Consider the following 17,648-nt stretch of genomic DNA (forward strand, 5'->3'; position numbering starts at 1 on the left):
CTAAACGTTCCGATTCTGTACCATAAGCCACTACTGTAACCCTAGCAATAAGGCGGGCAATGTAACAATCGAGCCCAGCGTCGTCCACAGGATACAGCGAGATACGAGCCGCGGCGCTGCGCCAAATTGTTGTGCGAGAATGACCGCATTGACAGCCGTCGGCATCGAAGTGAGAACGAGTAACACGCTGAACAGCGTACCTTCTACTCCAAGCAGTACAAGTAATACCCACGATACCAGTGGAGCAGCGACCATCCGTAGCCCCATCCCTGCCCAGAAAGCGCGTGGTGATGCTGCATCATCTGAGGTGGATGAGCTGGAGCCTACATTAATCATCTGCGCGCCGAGCACAGCAAGCGCCAGTGGCGAATAGGCAGCAGCCAGCATCGCAAAGCCATCATCAAGTGCAGTAGGTAAGGACAAGCCAGACAGACGCAGGATCGAAGCTAATATAGCGGCGTATACGGCAGGCAAACGGAATACCGCATAAAAAGCCTGTTTGATCGAAAAATGCGAGCGTGCTGCGAAAAATACACCGACCGTGTTCACGATAATCATTTGCCCGATGACAAAGACGGACGCTTTATCCAGTCCGAGCTGCCCGAATGCCAGTAATACAAGCGGCAAGCCATAGTTCACACAGTTGGTGAACATGGAGATGAGCGTTAACCCTGCCTGTTCTTGCTGAGGAAGTCGTAGCAGACGTCCAAGCCCAACCGCCAGTAGCCACATTACCACAAGGCTGATGAGTGAAAAGATGATCGTTACACTCACATCAGACATCGATAATTCCGCATGGAGTAATGTATGAAATACGATCGAAGGTGTGAGAATATATAGCGATACCGTCGCAATCGGACGCGTATCCAGACCACGAAAACGTCGCAGCAACACACCACCAATTACAGGCAGCGAAATAGGCAGAAAAATCTGGTACATTGTAGACAGCAATTGAAGCAGCATCACGTTCATCCTTTCTGTTTGGGGCAACCCTACCTATGTAGACGAAGGAGTGCACGAGTTGAAGATGCTGTTCACTTTACTATGATGGTGGCAGACAATCCAATATTTGATTCCTATTCACTTATAGATAAAAACTATTTATATAATATTATCTTATTGATTTTGGTTATAAAAGAGGAGTGTAAAGGAGCGGAAAAGCATATACAGGTGTATATTAAAAATGGATCTATGCTTGTTATTTTGCTGTAGGATTGCTGCGGAATTTTGCTTCTAATTGTAATCAACCACCAACAACACCTCTCCTTCTACCCGTGTATAGCCAGGTAGTGGAAAGGTGCTGTGCGTTATTCCTATTCGGTTGTGCCTAATGACTGTTATTAGCAATCTCCTAAAATTAGGATGGCAGCCCATCACAGCTACTTCACAATCAGCTTTGTTGTTTTGATCATGTATGGATAGAACTCATGGATAAAGCTGCAATATCGCCGTTTACACTGATACGTACCATACTCCAATTCCAACTCTATCCGTTCTAACCCCGATGCTGCAATCAGAACATCGTATTATTGTTCGCCGATTTTTCCGGTACTTCCTGTACGACATCCCAGTGCTCTACGATTTTCAGCTTGCCGTTGATCGTTTTCACACGGAACATGTCCATTACAGCTGCACCGCGGTCGTCCTTGTTATTTTGACCGTGTACATGCAGGGCAACGATATCACCTTCGGCGATAACGCGTACGATGTTGTTGCGGCTATCCGGGTTGCTTTTTAGCATTGGGATAAACGATTCCAATGGTTTACGTCCTGTTGGAACACTCGGATTATGCTGGATATAGTTTTCATCTACGTATTTTTTCAGAGCATCGCCATCTTTTTTGTTAAAGAAGTCGTTATAGAAGGTCGTTACAAGCTTCACATTGGCAGCTACCTGCTTAGAACTAGCTGGTGTCACCTGAACCGGAGTGCCTGGCAGTGGGAACATCGTATTGCTGTTAGCAGACTTTTCCGGTACTTGCTGAGCGATATCCCAGTGCTCCTTGATGATCGGCTTGCCGTTCACACGCTCCAGACGGAAAATATCGACAACCGCCATGCCACGATCTGATTTGTTCGTCTTAGCAAGGCTATGCACCAGCACCAGATCGCCTTGAGCGATAATGCGCTTCACCTCTACATTGTATTGTGGATTCTGCTTCACAAATGGAGCGAAGAAATTCACAAATGCCTCACGTCCGTTACCTGCAAGCGGATTATGCTGGATATAGTCATCAGCGATATACTTGCTTGCTGTGTCCAGCTTATGATCGGTGAAAATATCCTTAAACATATTCAGCACAAATTGCTTGTTCTCAGCGAGCTTCTTCTGATTGGCTTTCTCCGCGCTTTGCTGCGAGGATGCAGTCGTTGTCGCAGCCTTTGCAGTTTTAGCTTTGACAGAAGCAGTAGACGTAGTGGAGGTGCCGCATTCAGAAGCAGCAGCGCCTGCAACTCCAGCTGTAGATAGGGCAAGTGCAGAAGCAAGGGTCATGGACAATAAAGCATAGCTTTTTTTCGGCATAATATCACTCCTCTAATGATGTGCAAGCAGCACGCACTGCTCGAATACAACGATTGTAACCTGTAACATTAAGAGTTTCAACTTTACCGAAATATCCCTTGCTACACCTGTATGAAAACATGCAGAAGCAAGCTTTTAACCAGTCTAAACAGGCATTCTCAATACACAATTACAGCCCTAAACCTCCCATACTCCACAAAAATAAGGCAGAAGCCCCCCTATTTCATGCAATCTTCATCCAAGCCTCTATCTCATTACGAAACAAGTCACACCTCAGCTAACGAAAAGTGAGTATTTAGACTTATTTCACCAAAACCCATAACCAATACATGCTCATATAAAAGCCGCTCCACCATACACGGAGCGGCTCAAATTTATAGTTGATAAAACGCATTTGCGTCATTACACTTTATACAGAAGTGTAGAAGTGTAGAAGTGTAGAAGTGTAGAAGTGTAGAAGTGTAGAAGTGTAGAAGTGTAGAAGTGTAGAAGTGTAGAAGTGTAGAAGTGTAGAAGTGTAAAGCAGAACCCTCCACCTCTATCAAAAAACTGCCCACTCCCCCACAGACTCTATTCATTAGAAAACCACAGTACATCCCACGCCAGATCTTTTAAATTGCATCCGCACGAAACGGAGGGAAGGAAATAAGGGGAAAGGACGACTTTGGAGGGGCGGGAATCTTCATTCTATCCTATTCCAAAAGATTCCCGCGGCTCCACCCGAGTCCGTCCCCTTATTCCTTCCCGGAGTGTTCCCACAAGCAAGCTCAAAACCCCCACCTGCGCTGTTTTCTAACGAATAGCGTCAAACCCCAAAGGATACTCACGCACCCCAAACACAAACGCACTCTGAATCGGCTGCAATTCCGCCCCAGCTTCCAGCTTCATGTTCCGCATCTTCGCGAGCAATGTCTCCAGCACAATTCGCCCCTCCAGGCGAGCCAGCGGCGCACCGAGACAAAAGTGAATACCAAACCCAAAGCCCATATGCTGATTCGGCTTACGATCCGGTACAAACTGTTCTGATTGTGCGAATTTGCGCTCATCTCGATTCGCTGCACCAACCCAGGAGATCACCTGCTGTCCAGCCTGAATGGTCTGGCCTTGCAGCACTACATCCTCACTCGCTACCCGTCCAATTGCCACGATAGGGGGATAGTAGCGCAATGTCTCCTCGACTGTCGTTGGAATTAATGTCGGCTGCTCAGCAATCCGCTGCTGAAGCTCGGGCTGCTCACACAGAATGCGTACCGCGTTGGTGATCAGATTGGTCGTTGTCTCATTCCCAGCTACCAGAAGTAGAATGCAGAAGCGTACAATTTCCAGATCACTCAGCTTCTGTCCTTCAATCTCAGCTTCGATCAGCAAGGAAACAAGATCATCCTGCAATGCCTGGCGACGCTCATTCACGATATTCGTAAAATACTGCTCTAGCTCCTCATGCGCCTGCGCCTTTTCATCCATCAGCTCCTGAAAAGCTTCCTCGCTATCATCGCGTGCCCCTTTAACGAGCAGGTCGGACAGATGCTTGAATGTATGACGATCGGTTGTCGGTACGCCGATTAACTCAGCGATCACGATAACAGGTAGTGGGCCTGCCAGCTCATGCACCAGATCGATGCGTCCATTTGCCAGATGGGGGCCTAGCAGATCCTCCGCAATTTCACGAATATGGGGAGCGAGCTGTTCAATCTTTTTCGGTGTAAATGCCTGGTTAACCAGATCGCGCAATTGCTTGTGCTTCGGCGGGTCCATATAGAGAAGGCTCTGGTTACTGCGATTGCGCTGCGACGAGAACAGCTTTGGATTTTTCAATACATATTGCACATCTTCATAACGGAATACATCCCAACATTTGCGATTTTCGTCATACCGAACCGGGGTCTGCTCCAAAAGCTCGTTATAGGCATCAAACGGATACAGCTGTTTGTCCACCGTATTTAGCTCACGCATTGGGATATAGTTAGCATACTTGGTTGTCTGATTCATACATATCCTCCTTGACGGATTGAATTGTCATCTCAAAACATAGGTTGCTTCCATTCAGCTTAGATAGCTTATATATATTTATTTACATATATGAACTCTATTATACCGTTTTAGAATCGAATATACAAATTTTGGATGTTTTCACCCGGCTGCTATGTGTAGCTGTGTAACTGTTGAAGTATGCTATCTATACGCTGATCACTTTTCGTATGCTGTATATTGTCTGAGCGGGGTCTTTTCTGATAAAAGAATCATAAAGCTATAATAGTTTGCATCAGACGGGCATGCTATAGTGAGTGGGTAATACATACATAATGAACACGGCTATCGTAAACATGAATTTTGACATCCAAGCAATGCAGGAGAGGAGCAACAACAATGGAACAGCATACACTCGTTATGCGTGAAGCGAAGCAAGAGGATATTCCGAGACTGGTCGTGTTAATGGATCAGCTGGGTTATCCCGTAACAGAGGAGGATTTCCGTACGCGCTTTGCACCTATACAGGAGCACTCCGATTATCAGACCTATGTAGCTGAGTCTGATGGAGAAGTCGTTGGCATGATCGGTTTGATTAAGGAGATGCGATTTGAGCGTGATGGGATACATGTGCGCGTAGGATCGCTAGTTGTCGATGATCGTTATCGTGGAAGCGGTATTGGACGCGCGCTGCTGCTTGCTGCCGAGGGCTGGGCAGGTACGGTTGGCGCTCATGCGTTAGCGCTAAATAGCGGCAATCGTGAGGAACGAACAGGGGCGCATGCGTTCTATCGTCATCTCGGCTTTACAGGTACATCGACTGGCTTTGTGAAGCTGCTGCAATAGTTTGATTCAACTATAAATAAAGGGCGGTTAACGTGTAGAATGGTTGCACGTTAACCGCCCTTTGTAGGTACATGGATCATTGCGATATGAATAAATGTACATTGGTACTACACATCATTTTTGATGAGAATAAATTGAATACGTTAAGCCGCTCCTCTTATGAGGAAGCCGCATCTTTTGGCGCTATGGATCGAGGCTGACCACTGCGTGATGCATTCGTTCCCATACGCAGCAGCTTTTCCACCGGGCCATACGAGTAATGACGCAGATAGATTGGACTGAGCAGCCATTGTAATACATAAATCCCCAGTGCAATAACCGCTCCCATCGCTACACCGAGCTGACCGAACCAGCCAAACCCGTAGCCATAAAATAGCGTTGTTGCGATAATGCTCTGTAGCAAATAGTTAGTTAAAGACAGTTTCCCCACTGCTGCAAAGCGAGTCATCCAGCGCCGCTCGCCCACGCTCACATACACCCATGCAAAGGCAAACACATATCCAATCGCTAACACGGGGCCTCCAAAAAGAACGGCTAGCGTTTCCCATTCCAGTATCGGTAGGAGCAGTGGAGTGAGCTTGAGCGCAAGTCCAAACGGAACGAATATGAGCGTACCTCGCATATAGAGCGCGCGCTTCGTATGGGCTTGCTCGAACGTGCCCTTTTTCGCCAAATACATGCCCAGCCAGAACAGAGGAATATACAGCATCGATGTCGTAAGAAGCAGCAAGAACATAAGCACAAAGCTAAAGGCAAAGGAGCCAAAAGGCGTTTCCATATTACGATGCAACAAAATATCCAGATAACTGCCCTGACTGTATACCGTTAGCATATTCATCAGATAGGATGGGTCTGCTGAGCCATCTCCCGAATCAGGAATAAACAGGCTTGCTAGCCCAATAAGCAGCAATACTCCAAAGCCCAGCGCTGTCCAGACAAGCAGCGTATTCGGACGACAACGCATATACAGCAGCAAGCCAAAGCCGAATGCGCCGTAATACGTTAAAATATCACCGTCCCAGATGAAAAAGGCATGAATCATCCCGATCAGCATCAGCAGGGCAAATCGTCTGCTCAGATGTGTATAGGGTGACAGTTGCCTTCGCTCCAGACTCTCCTTCATTTTCATCATCCCAAATCCAAACAACAGCGCAAAGATCGGCATAAAGCTGCCCACAACGAGCACTTCCAGCAGTCCATTTACGATATGATCGGCGCTTGAAAAAGATTTCGCCTGAATATCGATCAATCCCCAGCTTCCGTATTGAAAAATGAGCATATTTGCTAGAATGATGCCCAGCAGGGAAAAGCCGCGCATTGCATCAATGATCTGTAATCGTGTAACGGGTCTATTCATATGTATTCCTCCATTTCATAAGTCGAGCCTATTGGATGGTGCTAATCGAACGATCAGGATGAAGTATAGCGTGTGTGACATGGGATGATGGTATAGAGGTAGTACGAAGGTTATGCCGATCCGTTACGCTTATTTTCCATCCGCATCCATTTTTGTCTATAAGCTCTCTTTATTTTTTCTGAAAAAAAGGGAGGAATCGGTAGAAGCAGACAGAAGCTCTTCATTGTGAAACAGTATATGGAAAAGGATGCAGTCCATGCTTTAATGTTGGCTTGTCATCTACTGATTTTACTGATAGCATGGGGATATTGAGCTTTCGCTCCGGTATGTTGCGGCTGTGAGGGTTTATTTTGGAGTAAAGAGGGAATACGATGAATTGGATCAAATCGAACTTCAGAGTGTCCGATTTTGTAGGCTGGTATGTGATTATGGCCGTGCTGCTTGTCGTGCTGGAGTTTCGCAATAACCCGGGTACAGTCGGCGTAGGAAGTATATTGTTGACATTGGTCGTCGCGATCGTGCCATCGGCTATTTTTAGCTTCTGCTTCCGTATGATTACGGGCTGGATCGTCAAGCTGAACAAGTAACCGTCGCCCGATATTAGATAGGCGGCAAGGGGAATAAAGGGCGGGATAGCTTGTGCAACATACAGGCTACTCGCCCTTCCTTACATAATCTCGTTATGTCACAATCGACCTGAAGCGCGTTGATCAAAGAACCTGATTTTGCCTGTAGTCGTGATACCGTTCACCTGTGGCAAAATAACAAAGGAGTCTGGATAATGATGATTAGTAATGCGATTGCACGCCGAATGCGTGATCTGGAGCAGTATGCTCCAATGTTGACTGCACCGTCCGATCTGGATGAGTTCTGGAGCCGTACGCTGGAGCGTTTTAAAGATAAGCCATTGCATAGTACCATTGAGCCGGAGACGACACCAATGCGTACCGTTGAGGTGCACAGGGTAACCTATGAAGGCTTTGATGATACGCCATTGTCAGGCTGGTATATTCGTCCTGCGAATGTGCAGGGAGAGCGCTTGCCCTGTATCGTGATGTATCACGGCTACACGGGCAGCAAGGGTTATCCAGAGGAATATGCGCAATGGACCGCACTGGGCTATGCTGTATTTGCCATGGATGTGCGTGGACAGGGTGGAGAGACAGGCAATCATCTAGCGTCTGAATTTGGTATGAGTGCAGGCTGGCTGTCACAGAATATTCTGGATAAGGAAAAGTTCTATTATTTAGCGATTACAATCGATGCTTTGAAAGCGGTTCAATGGGTAGCAGAGCGTGAGGATGTGGATACTCAGCGTATTGCCGTGTATGGAGCCAGTCAGGGTGGTGGTCTGGCGCTGATTACAGCGGCATTAAGTGATATTCCAGCGGTAGCAGTCGCGAATATTCCGAATATGTGTCATATGGACTTTGGCATTCTGAATTCGGAAAGCTCGCTCAAGGAAGCGGCACAGTTTGTGAGTCGTTATCCACAGCATTTGCAGCAGGTGCTCCAGACGCTTAGCTATTTTGACATCATGAATCTGGGGGATCGCATTCGGATTCCGCTTCTCGCTTCCTGTGGATTGAAGGATATGGTATGTCTGCCGGAAACGATTTTTGCAGCGTACAATCGGATTCGTGCGGATAAGCAGATTGCTGTGTATCCGTTTGATGGACATTATGTAGGGCCGTATCATACGCGCCGGACGATGGAGTTTTTGCAGCAGCATTTTGGATGAATAGCATGTAAACCTGTAGGGGAAAGTGTACGGGTATGTATAGATCGATAGTGGTGAAGCAGCAGATCTATCATTTAGTGAATCATTTCAGCGAATAAAAAGTAGAATCCACATGTAGACTATCTATCCACCGATCCGTTCTTTTCAAGGGCGGATTGGTGGATTTTTTGATTAAAGGTCAAAAAAGGTCAAATAATAAGAAAGTATAAAATATTTTATGAAAATCGCCTTTTATCGCCTCTAATCGCTATAAATGAGCGAAAATCGATTTTGTTGAATGAGGAGGTCAGAACTATAATAAAGTCACAAGGTCAGTGAAGGTCAAACAAGCGCCAGACATAAGCAATCATCAATCAAAGGTGCTTTGCATGGTCAGATCGATTCACTGTTCAGGATGGATTGCAAATGACTGCGTGTCTACATTGACCGGACACTGATCGCTACTAATTATTAATCACTAAAGGAGGATGCTTTATGTTTGATCTGGTTCCATTTGGTAAACGTCGTGAGGATGCATTTGGTCAGTTGATGAAGTCCTTCAGTGATGCGTTTAATGATGATTTCTTCGCTCCGCTCAAATCGAGCACCCTGTCGTTCAAAACCGATATTCGGGAAACCGAACAGGCGTATCATGTGGAAGCCGAGCTGCCGGGCTTTACGAAGGAAAATATCAATATTGACTATGCCGCTCCTTATTTGACGATCAAAGCTGTTCATCAGGAGGAAAATAATACCGAGGATACAGAAAAAGGACACTTTGTCCGTAAAGAACGTCGTTATGGTGAATATGTGCGTCGCTTCTATGTCGAAGATATTGATGCCGATGCGATCGACGCTTCGCTCAAGGACGGTCTGCTAAAACTTGAAATTCCAAAACGTCAGCGTCCAGAAGGTCGGCGTATTGAGATTCAATCCGGAGAATAAGCCGAGTCGATTGTTTGAACGGCTAGTCAATTGGCTTAAAAATAAGTAAAATAAGGATTGATATGCTAGGCAATTCGGATGTGGAGGATATGTACCATTCGGATAATTAGAATGGCAGCAATGAGCGCAGGAGGGACAGCCCTCCTTTTCCATGAAACAGTTCTGTAGTGCAACACGTATAACTATACATCCGATTCGTTTTGCAGAGAAATGATATGGCAAAGCGATCATACACGGTTCTAACAGACCATCTGAGGTGCATTGTAGATATGAAGGCTATAATGCACCTTTGTTATATATGTAGCGCAAAGTGATGAAGTGATATGGAATACCATCGATGTGAAAGGAGGGAGAATATGCCCCGTAACTATTATGATGTGCTGGGTGTTCCAGCTACAGCCTCCGCACAGGAGATTAAAAAGGCATACCAGAAGCTTGCCAAGCAGTGGCATCCAGACGTAAACAAGGCGGAGGAGGCCGAGTCGCGCTTTAAGGAGGTTGCTGAAGCGTATGAGACGCTTGGCAACGAGCGCCGTCGTGGACAATATGATGAGCTGCTCAAGCACGAGCAAGCAAGGCGTGCTTATGAAAATGGTGGTGCCGCATCGTCGTCAGGCTCTCGCTCTTCTGCGGGCGGTGGTACACGCTATGAGTACCGTACGAATACAAGCTATAGCGACGAGGATCTATTCGATATGTTTTTTGGTGAACGAATGAATGGATTTGACTTTTTCGGCGATTCGGCAGGTGCATTTACCAATTCATATATGGGAACCGATACTGGCGCACGCACGACCAGAGCGACGATGAATATTACGCTGGAGCAGGCTTATCGTGGTGATCAATTGCCGATTAAGCTAGGCGATTCCAATATTCATGTAAAAATCCCAGAACGCATTCAGACCGATCGTACGATTCGTATTCGTGGAACAGGCAGCAATGGCATTCGTGCTAATGAGGAGCTGCTCATTACGCTGCATATTCTCCCTCATGCCATGTTCCGTTTGGATGGAAAGCATCTGCATGGTACCTTGCAAATTGCTCCGTGGGAAGCGGTATTTGGAACACAGTCACAGATTCAACTTCCTGATCTATCCCGAGTGAAGGTCAAGGTGCCAGAGGGGATACAGGCTGGACAACAGCTACGGATTCCCGGCAAAGGAATGAAGGATGATGATCACGGCTATGGTGATCTGATGCTGGAGATCGAAGTGATCGTGCCAGAGATATTGAGTGACCGCGAGCGTGAGCTATACCGCGAGTTGTCTCGTACGAACGGCTATCGCGCGCGAATGAAGCGAAAGTCTTAACCTATAAATAATGAAGCCGAAATAGACACCATTGGACTCTATCCATTATTTATTTGGATCGTTCAGGAGGGAGAGAAGCATGGATTATACTAAATTAACGAATAAGCTACAGCAGGCAGTCGCCTCAGCACAATCGCTGGCGACTGGAATGGGACATCAGGAAGTGACAACGTCTCATTTGCTTAAAGCGCTATTGGAGCAGGATGCAGGCTTATTGCCCCGTTTACTGCAAAAAATGAATATTTCTCCAGATGTGATTGCACGTCAGAATGAAGAGCTGCTGCGGCGCAAGGCGAGCATTAGCGGCTCATCAGCGGTCAGTCGGTATGCATCGGCAGGTCTGCTACAGGTGCTGAATCAAGCGGAGAAGGAAGCGGCGGAGATGAAGGACGAATTCGTCGCTGTTGAGCATGCCTTGCTGGCACTCTTATCGAGCGATGAGCCGGGCAATCGGGAGGTACGTCAGCTGCTTAATCAGCACGGGATGAAGCGAGATACCGTGCTGGAGGCGTTGACCGAGATTCGCGGACATCAGCGTATTACGAGCAAAGACCCGGAAGCGACATATGAAGTATTGGAAAAGTACGGACGTGATCTGGTCGCTGAGGTACGCGCAGGCAAAGTCGATCCGGTGATCGGTCGAGATGATGAGATTCGCCGCGTGATCCGCATTCTGTCGCGGAAAACGAAAAACAATCCAGTGCTTATTGGTGAACCGGGCGTTGGTAAAACGGCCATTGTCGAAGGGCTGGCTCATCGGATTGTGCGTAAGGACGTACCGGAAGGACTCAAGGATAAAATGATCTTTTCACTCGATATGAGTGCGCTTGTCGCAGGTGCGAAATACCGCGGTGAGTTCGAGGAGCGTCTGCAAGCGGTGCTGCGTGAGGTGAAGGAGAGCAACGGGCAGATTATATTGTTTATCGACGAGCTGCATACGATTGTCGGCGCGGGCAAGACCGAGGGTGCGATGGACGCAGGGAATATGCTCAAGCCGATGCTTGCACGCGGTGAGCTGCATTGTATCGGTGCTACGACACTCGATGAATACCGAACCTATATTGAAAAAGACCCTGCATTGGAACGCCGCTTCCAGCAGGTGCTCGTAAGTGAGCCAGATGTAGAGGATACCATCTCCATTTTGCGTGGTTTAAAGGAACGGTTTGAAGTTCACCACGGGGTGAAAATTCACGATAATGCGATTGTAGCGGCTGGCGTTCTGTCGGATCGCTATATTTCCGATCGCTTTTTACCAGATAAAGCGATCGATCTGATCGATGAAGCATGTGCGATGATCCGTACCGAGATCGACTCGATGCCAGGCGAGATGGATGAGGTCACACGCCGCATCATGAAGCTGGAGATCGAAGAGGCTGCTCTGAAAAAGGAAACCGATGACCTGAGCCGCTCACGTCTGGAAGCCTTGCAACGCGAGCTTGCCGATCTCAAGGAAAAGCAATTAGAGATGAAGGCACGCTGGGATAAGGAAAAAGAAGGCATCGAGCGTGTCAACGAGCTGAAAAAGCGACTGGAGCAAGCGCGTGTCGATCTGGAAAATGCGCAGGAGGAATACGATCTGAATCGTTCTGCCGAGCTGAGCTATGGCATCATTCCCGATCTGGAGCGTCAGCTCAAGCAAGCGGAGGAGGAAGCACAGCAGGATCATGAGGGAAGATTGCTGCGTGAAGCGGTGACAGAGGAGGAGATCGCAGATATCGTCTCACGCTGGACAGGTATTCCGGTCAGTCGCCTTGTCGAAGGCGAGCGTGAGAAGCTACTGCGTCTCGAAGAGGTGCTGCATGAACGTGTTGTAGGACAGGATGAGGCGGTACAGCTTGTTGCGGATGCGGTCATTCGCTCACGCGCAGGTATCAAGGACCCGAATCGTCCGATCGGTTCATTCCTGTTCCTCGGCCCGACTGGAGTAGGTAAGACCGAGCTAGCGAAGGCGATTGCTGCCTCTTTATTTGACCGTGAGGAAAATATGATTCGGATCGACATGTCCGAATATATGGAAAAGCATAGCGTATCTCGCCTTGTCGGTGCACCTCCAGGCTATATCGGCTATGAAGAAGGTGGACAGCTCACCGAAGCGGTACGCCGCCAGCCATATTCCGTTATTTTGCTGGATGAAGTCGAGAAGGCACATCCAGACGTATTCAACCTGCTCCTGCAATTGTTGGACGATGGACGCCTGACCGATTCACAGGGACGGAATGTTGATTTTAAAAATACAATCGTCATCATGACCTCGAATATCGGCTCCGTGCATCTACTGCAAGCGATGGAGCGCGATGGTGAGATTAACGAATCAGTACGTCAAACGGTCATGCGCGAGCTGAACAGCCATTTCCGTCCTGAATTCCTAAATCGTGTCGACGATATCGTCATCTTCAAGCCACTAAGCCTGAACGAAATTCAACAAATCGTACTCAAGCTAGCTGACGGCTTACGCACACGTCTTGCCGACCGCCAAATCAGCTTAAACATCAGCGACGATGCAGCCCGCCTGATTGCCGACGAGGGCTTCGACCCTGCCTACGGCGCACGCCCATTGAAGCGATTCATCCAACGCGCCCTGGAAACCAAAGTCGCCCGAGCCCTAATCGCCGGCGAAGCAACCCCAGGCTCCACCGTAGAAGTCACCGCAAACGAAGGCGACCTGCAAGTCCACATCCATTCCGGCTCATCCGGCGCAGGCGAAATGCCTGAACCCGTAACAGCCCAATGATGGAGCAACTATGATATGAATGAATCATCACTATCGATAACCGTCAATCGATATCTATAGATCAATGTCTATAAATCAATCAATGTCTGTAGATCGATGATGGCAGAAAACACTTCTGCCCCTATATCATGCATTCGCTACATCCATTATCAAATATACACCCAGCATATTCAGTAGACATCCACAAAACACCCTACTATCCAATCTATTGCCCACATGGTGAAGAGGTCATCCCAGTCCATAGGATGACCTTTTTTTCAATTGTATCTATCACACACATTTAAAAATTTCATTCAACCATTCATTATTTAACACATTTAACGCATTAATCAATAAAACTAAGACCAGCTTCAAAATGATCTGAGTAGCAATAACCTGATCCCTATCATTTTCACTAAAACTGCCTCTCCCTCCCTTGAGAGTAGTTGGTTTGATGCTATTAGCTATACAAAAAGGTTGCCACAAGCACAGAACGAAGGGAAGGAAATAAGGGGAAAGGACGACTTACAGTGTTAGTTCTTTTCTAACACGGGGTTCAATGAGAGAGTGATTTTTGCAAAGCAAAATATCTTACCCTTTCCGAGGGGCGGGAATCTACAATTTGATCCTACTCCGTAGATTCCTGTGCGATACCGGAGTCCGTCCCCTTATTCCTTCCCGAAGTGGTGTATGCCCAAGCCCTCCAGTACGCACAAGGCGCTTAAAACCAACCCCTCTCACCTCACCACTTCAGATGGACTCTTCCCCGTAACCATCTTAAACACCTGACTAAAATAAGTCGCATTACGAAACCCCGTCATCTCACTCACCTCATACACCATATACTGACCCGACTCCAATAACGCCAGCGCCCGTTCAATCCGATACTGATTCAAATAACTCACAAAATTCTCACCCGTCATCCGCTTAAAAAGCTGACTCAAATACTTCGGATGCACATACAGCGACCGGGCAATCGCCTCAAAGCTAATCTCCTCCGCATAATGCTGCTCTACATACTGCCTCACCTGAGCGACGAGACGATTGCTCTTTTTCTCCGCTTGCTCGCGCTGAATATGCTCCAGCCAGTGATGGATCAGCTCATCCATCCAGCCTGTTAGCTCTGTTAGTGCATACTTGGATTGAATATCTCGTAAAAATTCGCTCATCGATAAGGGCGGCTCCAGTCGTGGATATCGCCGATTCCAGCTATGAATAAGCGTGTCGAACAGACTAACCGCGACGACCTGTACATCCTGTAGCAAGCAATGCCCGCTTTCCAGTTGGCTTCGTAGCGTATGCCAGATATCCAGTGCCGCGTCGGTACGCATATCATTCCACGCATCATTCCATTGCCGTAGCGCAGCCGAATGATCCGGCACAGGCGACTGCTTCAGCGTATCGTGTTCATAGCAATAGATACGACTGCCTCCTTGAAACTCTGCGTTTTCTAGCGCTTCACAGCTTTCCAGATACGAGTCCATCAGCTCACACAGATCCGATTTGCACAAGCCGATGCCAGCACTGACCTCAATTTTCAAGTATGTGAAAATTTGCTGAATGATACGCTCTAATAATACATGCAACGTATCCAGCGCACTATGCTGTTCCAGCACGACAAGGACAAATACACGATCTGAATAATCGACCAGCTCCGCCTGTCCCTGTCCATGCTGCTGGGCATAGAGCGCAGCATTTTCCTGAATAATATCGGCTGCCCCGTAGCGTAGCAATTGCCAATCGCGCTCCTTCATCCGGGTGACAAATTTGGGACGATTCAGCTGTAGGCTAACAGCTCGCACCTGATCCCGATGCTGGATACCGATATAATCCATCCGCTCACGAGACAATTGCTCGGGACGATAGCGTGTCGTGAGCAGCTCCTTCATAAACTGCTTGCGTAGATAAGGAAGTACACGACCGACCTCCTGTCGATACGATAGCTCTAACTGCTCATGCCGCTCTCTGACATCGTATTCCAGCATGACCTCCTGTAGCACACTGGTGATCTCGTCGACCTCAGCCGGCTTCAGCAGAAAATGGCTCACTCCCCAGCGCATCGCCGCACGCGCATTCTCGAATTCATCGTAACCGCTCAAAATAATAATCGGTAGATTCGGATAGTCACCACGTAGCTTACGGGTTAGCTCCAATCCATTCATACCGGGCAAATATACATCGGTCATCAATAGATCGGGCTGTAGATTATAGAACAGCTCCAGTGCCTCTGTACCGCTAGCCGCTGTTCCAGCTACATGCAGATCAAGGGCTGCCCAGTTAATATGCTCGCTTAGTGCACGAATAATATGCGGATCATCATCGACGAGTAGAATACTTTTCATGCGCTTTCGCCTCCTAGCCAGAATTGGAGCTGCTCCTCATTATCGATTCGCGGTAATGTAATCGTCACAATCGTTCCACCATGTGCGCTATTGGTAAGTTGTACGCCATATTGATTGCCACAATAGAGCCGAATACGCTGCTGTACATTATGAATGCCGATGCCAGAGCATTGATCCTCGCGCCAATCATCCGGTAGTCCCTGTCCGTTATCAGTAATGCGAATGACGATACCTGCTGGCTGATCGAGCGCTTGAGCCGGGGCTGATGATATAAGACCTGGTTCATGAAGTGGCTGGATATCGACTCCAACGCGTAGCACACCATCTTCGGGACAGGCGTGCATAACGGCATTTTCGATAAATGGTTGTAAAATGATTTTCGGAATATACGAGCCGCGTAGTAGAGGATGCACATGTTCCTCATAAGCGATGGCAAAGGGCAAACGCTCTGCCTGAATGCTCACATAACAGCGCGCATGTTCCAGCTCATCGCGCACGCAGATGAATAATCGACCACCACTCAAGCCAATGCGTAATAGCTTACTCAGCTGCACGATCATTCGGCTAATATCACGCGCTTCATAATCAAGTGCACGCCAGTGAATCATATCCAGTGTATTGTATAAAAAATGGGGCTTGATCTGTGCTTCGAGTAATCCCGTCTGCGCTTCACGCTTGGCGCGGCTCTCCTCACGTACACGATCCATCAGCTCCGTCAGACGCGAAGCCATATGGTTAAAGCCGTAAGCCAACCTTGCATATTCCTCTGTAAAGGATAGCGTAATTCTCGTATCAAATTGCCCTTCCTCCAGTCGCTTCATATGCTGAATGAGCTGCTGTAACGGACGTACAATGCGCCGTACAAACCAGTAGGCCAGCAGCACCGAGCAGAGCAATCCAAGCACAGCAACCCCGATAATCTGCCAGCCGGCTGTCTGTACTGGAGCGAGTAGCGTATGAACTGGAATCGTCTGCACCAATCGCCATTGCAACGTGCCTGGACGCGAGTAGAGGACGAGCTGTTTATTGCCACTGGCATCGGTTACGACTTCATAGCCATCTTCGCCTAGCCGCGTGTGCTGTTCCATCCATTCCGGGTCAATCGTCATTCCCTCTGTAGCTGCTGCTCGTGATCGTAGGCTAGCAGCATTCGGATTGCTATCCTGCTCAGCAATCGCTGTACCCTTGCTACCAATTCGCATAATCGTATGCCCGGCTGTATCGATCAGCAGCACCTGACCATCCTGAAGCAGGGGCAGATCGGCAAAGCGCTGTACGATATCGTCACGACTCAAGCGAATAAGCACATAAGCGACCGTTTCACCATGACTGTCAAAAATACGCTGTGCATAGCCGATCAGCGAATGACCGGACGACTGCTCCTGTAGAGGAACCCAGGCAGCATCTGCCTGCCGTAGCGTCTGAAACCAGTTCTCATCTGTAATTTGCTGTACCGGATAGATATGATCGGCAATCGTCACCGGTACAGCATCAAACGCATTCGTATACAGCTCAATCGAGCTGATCCGGTCATTCACCACGAGCGTATGCTCAATCATACGTGACACCTCACGGCGCTGATGAATCTGAGCAAGGGGACGTGCGTTACTAGTATGTAGCAGTGTGGCTAGCTCGCGGTTGCTGGCAAGCGAATAGGCAGTGCCAGATACTCCAGTAATAAAGTCGAAGCCGCGACGGGTGCTTTCGTTGAGCAGCGCGAGCCTTGCCTTGCTAATCTCCGCAAAGGTGACCGCAGAGAACGACTGATAGGCGAGCCATACAATCGCCGACACAAGCAGTAGATTAAACGCAATAAAGCAAGTCACCATCAATGTGGTGAGCTTGCTTTGTTGCAGCTTATGTCGGATGCGGATGGAAAGACTTGCTTTCGTCATACGTCATCACTCACTTTATCATGAGATGTTC

12 protein-coding genes are annotated in these 17,648 nt (G+C 48.0%); 6 read left to right on the plus strand and 6 right to left on the minus strand.

Annotated elements, in window-relative coordinates:
- Positions 1-30: 30 nt before the first annotated feature.
- From SK066_RS05400 to SK066_RS05410, 3 genes are all read right to left on the minus strand, one after another.
- Positions 31-963 carry an AEC family transporter gene (locus tag SK066_RS05400; RefSeq protein ID WP_320543929.1) on the minus strand — a complete coding sequence of 311 codons (933 nt, stop codon included), beginning with the start codon at positions 961-963 and terminating at the stop codon, positions 31-33.
- A 550-nt stretch (positions 964-1,513) separates the two neighbouring features.
- A complete protein-coding gene (locus SK066_RS05405; protein ID WP_320543930.1) occupies positions 1,514-2,524 on the minus strand; it encodes a nuclear transport factor 2 family protein in 1,011 nt (336 codons plus the stop codon).
- Positions 2,525-3,316: 792 nt separating this feature from the next.
- The gene (locus tag SK066_RS05410; protein WP_320543931.1) at positions 3,317-4,513 is read right to left on the minus strand and encodes a cytochrome P450; all 1,197 of its coding nucleotides are present in this window, start codon (positions 4,511-4,513) and stop codon (positions 3,317-3,319) included.
- A 378-nt stretch (positions 4,514-4,891) separates the two neighbouring features.
- On the opposite strand from SK066_RS05410, the gene SK066_RS05415 reads away from it, so the two are divergent.
- Positions 4,892-5,338 carry a GNAT family N-acetyltransferase gene (locus tag SK066_RS05415; protein WP_188777012.1) on the plus strand — a complete coding sequence of 149 codons (447 nt, stop codon included), beginning with the start codon at positions 4,892-4,894 and terminating at the stop codon, positions 5,336-5,338.
- Between the two features lie 157 nt (positions 5,339-5,495).
- Here SK066_RS05415 and SK066_RS05420 read toward each other — a convergent pair whose 3' ends face one another.
- Positions 5,496-6,695, minus strand: coding sequence for a DUF418 domain-containing protein (locus SK066_RS05420; RefSeq protein ID WP_320543932.1), 1,200 nt, complete (start codon positions 6,693-6,695; stop codon positions 5,496-5,498).
- Positions 6,696-7,066: 371 nt separating this feature from the next.
- On the opposite strand from SK066_RS05420, the gene SK066_RS05425 reads away from it, so the two are divergent.
- The 5 genes from SK066_RS05425 to clpB all read left to right on the plus strand — a co-directional run bounded on the left by SK066_RS05425 (position 7,067) and on the right by clpB (position 13,401).
- Positions 7,067-7,282 (plus strand): hypothetical protein, encoded by a 216-nt coding sequence (locus tag SK066_RS05425; RefSeq protein ID WP_188777014.1) that lies wholly within the window; start codon positions 7,067-7,069, stop codon positions 7,280-7,282.
- 197 nt (positions 7,283-7,479) lie between these two features.
- On the plus strand, positions 7,480-8,436 hold the full coding sequence (locus tag SK066_RS05430) for an acetylxylan esterase (protein ID WP_320544812.1): 957 nt from the start codon (positions 7,480-7,482) through the stop codon (positions 8,434-8,436).
- Positions 8,437-8,910: 474 nt separating this feature from the next.
- The gene (locus SK066_RS05435; RefSeq protein ID WP_320543933.1) at positions 8,911-9,360 is read left to right on the plus strand and encodes an Hsp20/alpha crystallin family protein; all 450 of its coding nucleotides are present in this window, start codon (positions 8,911-8,913) and stop codon (positions 9,358-9,360) included.
- Positions 9,361-9,716: 356 nt separating this feature from the next.
- A complete protein-coding gene (locus SK066_RS05440; RefSeq protein ID WP_320543934.1) occupies positions 9,717-10,670 on the plus strand; it encodes a DnaJ C-terminal domain-containing protein in 954 nt (317 codons plus the stop codon).
- 79 nt (positions 10,671-10,749) lie between these two features.
- On the plus strand, positions 10,750-13,401 hold the full coding sequence (gene clpB / locus SK066_RS05445; protein ID WP_320543935.1) for an ATP-dependent chaperone ClpB: 2,652 nt from the start codon (positions 10,750-10,752) through the stop codon (positions 13,399-13,401).
- Positions 13,402-14,117: 716 nt separating this feature from the next.
- On the opposite strand, the gene SK066_RS05450 is transcribed toward clpB, so the two are convergent.
- Both SK066_RS05450 and SK066_RS05455 read right to left on the minus strand, forming a co-directional pair.
- Positions 14,118-15,722, minus strand: a complete 1,605-nt coding sequence (locus SK066_RS05450; protein WP_320543936.1) for a response regulator — start codon at positions 15,720-15,722, stop codon at positions 14,118-14,120.
- Positions 15,719-17,617 (minus strand): sensor histidine kinase, encoded by a 1,899-nt coding sequence (locus SK066_RS05455; protein WP_320543937.1) that lies wholly within the window; start codon positions 17,615-17,617, stop codon positions 15,719-15,721. The genes SK066_RS05450 and SK066_RS05455 overlap by 4 nt, the downstream gene beginning before the upstream one ends.
- Positions 17,618-17,648 lie beyond the last annotated feature (31 nt).

Source organism: Paenibacillus hunanensis, assembly GCF_034055775.1.
Taxonomy (GTDB): domain Bacteria; phylum Bacillota; class Bacilli; order Paenibacillales; family Paenibacillaceae; genus Saccharibacillus; species Saccharibacillus hunanensis.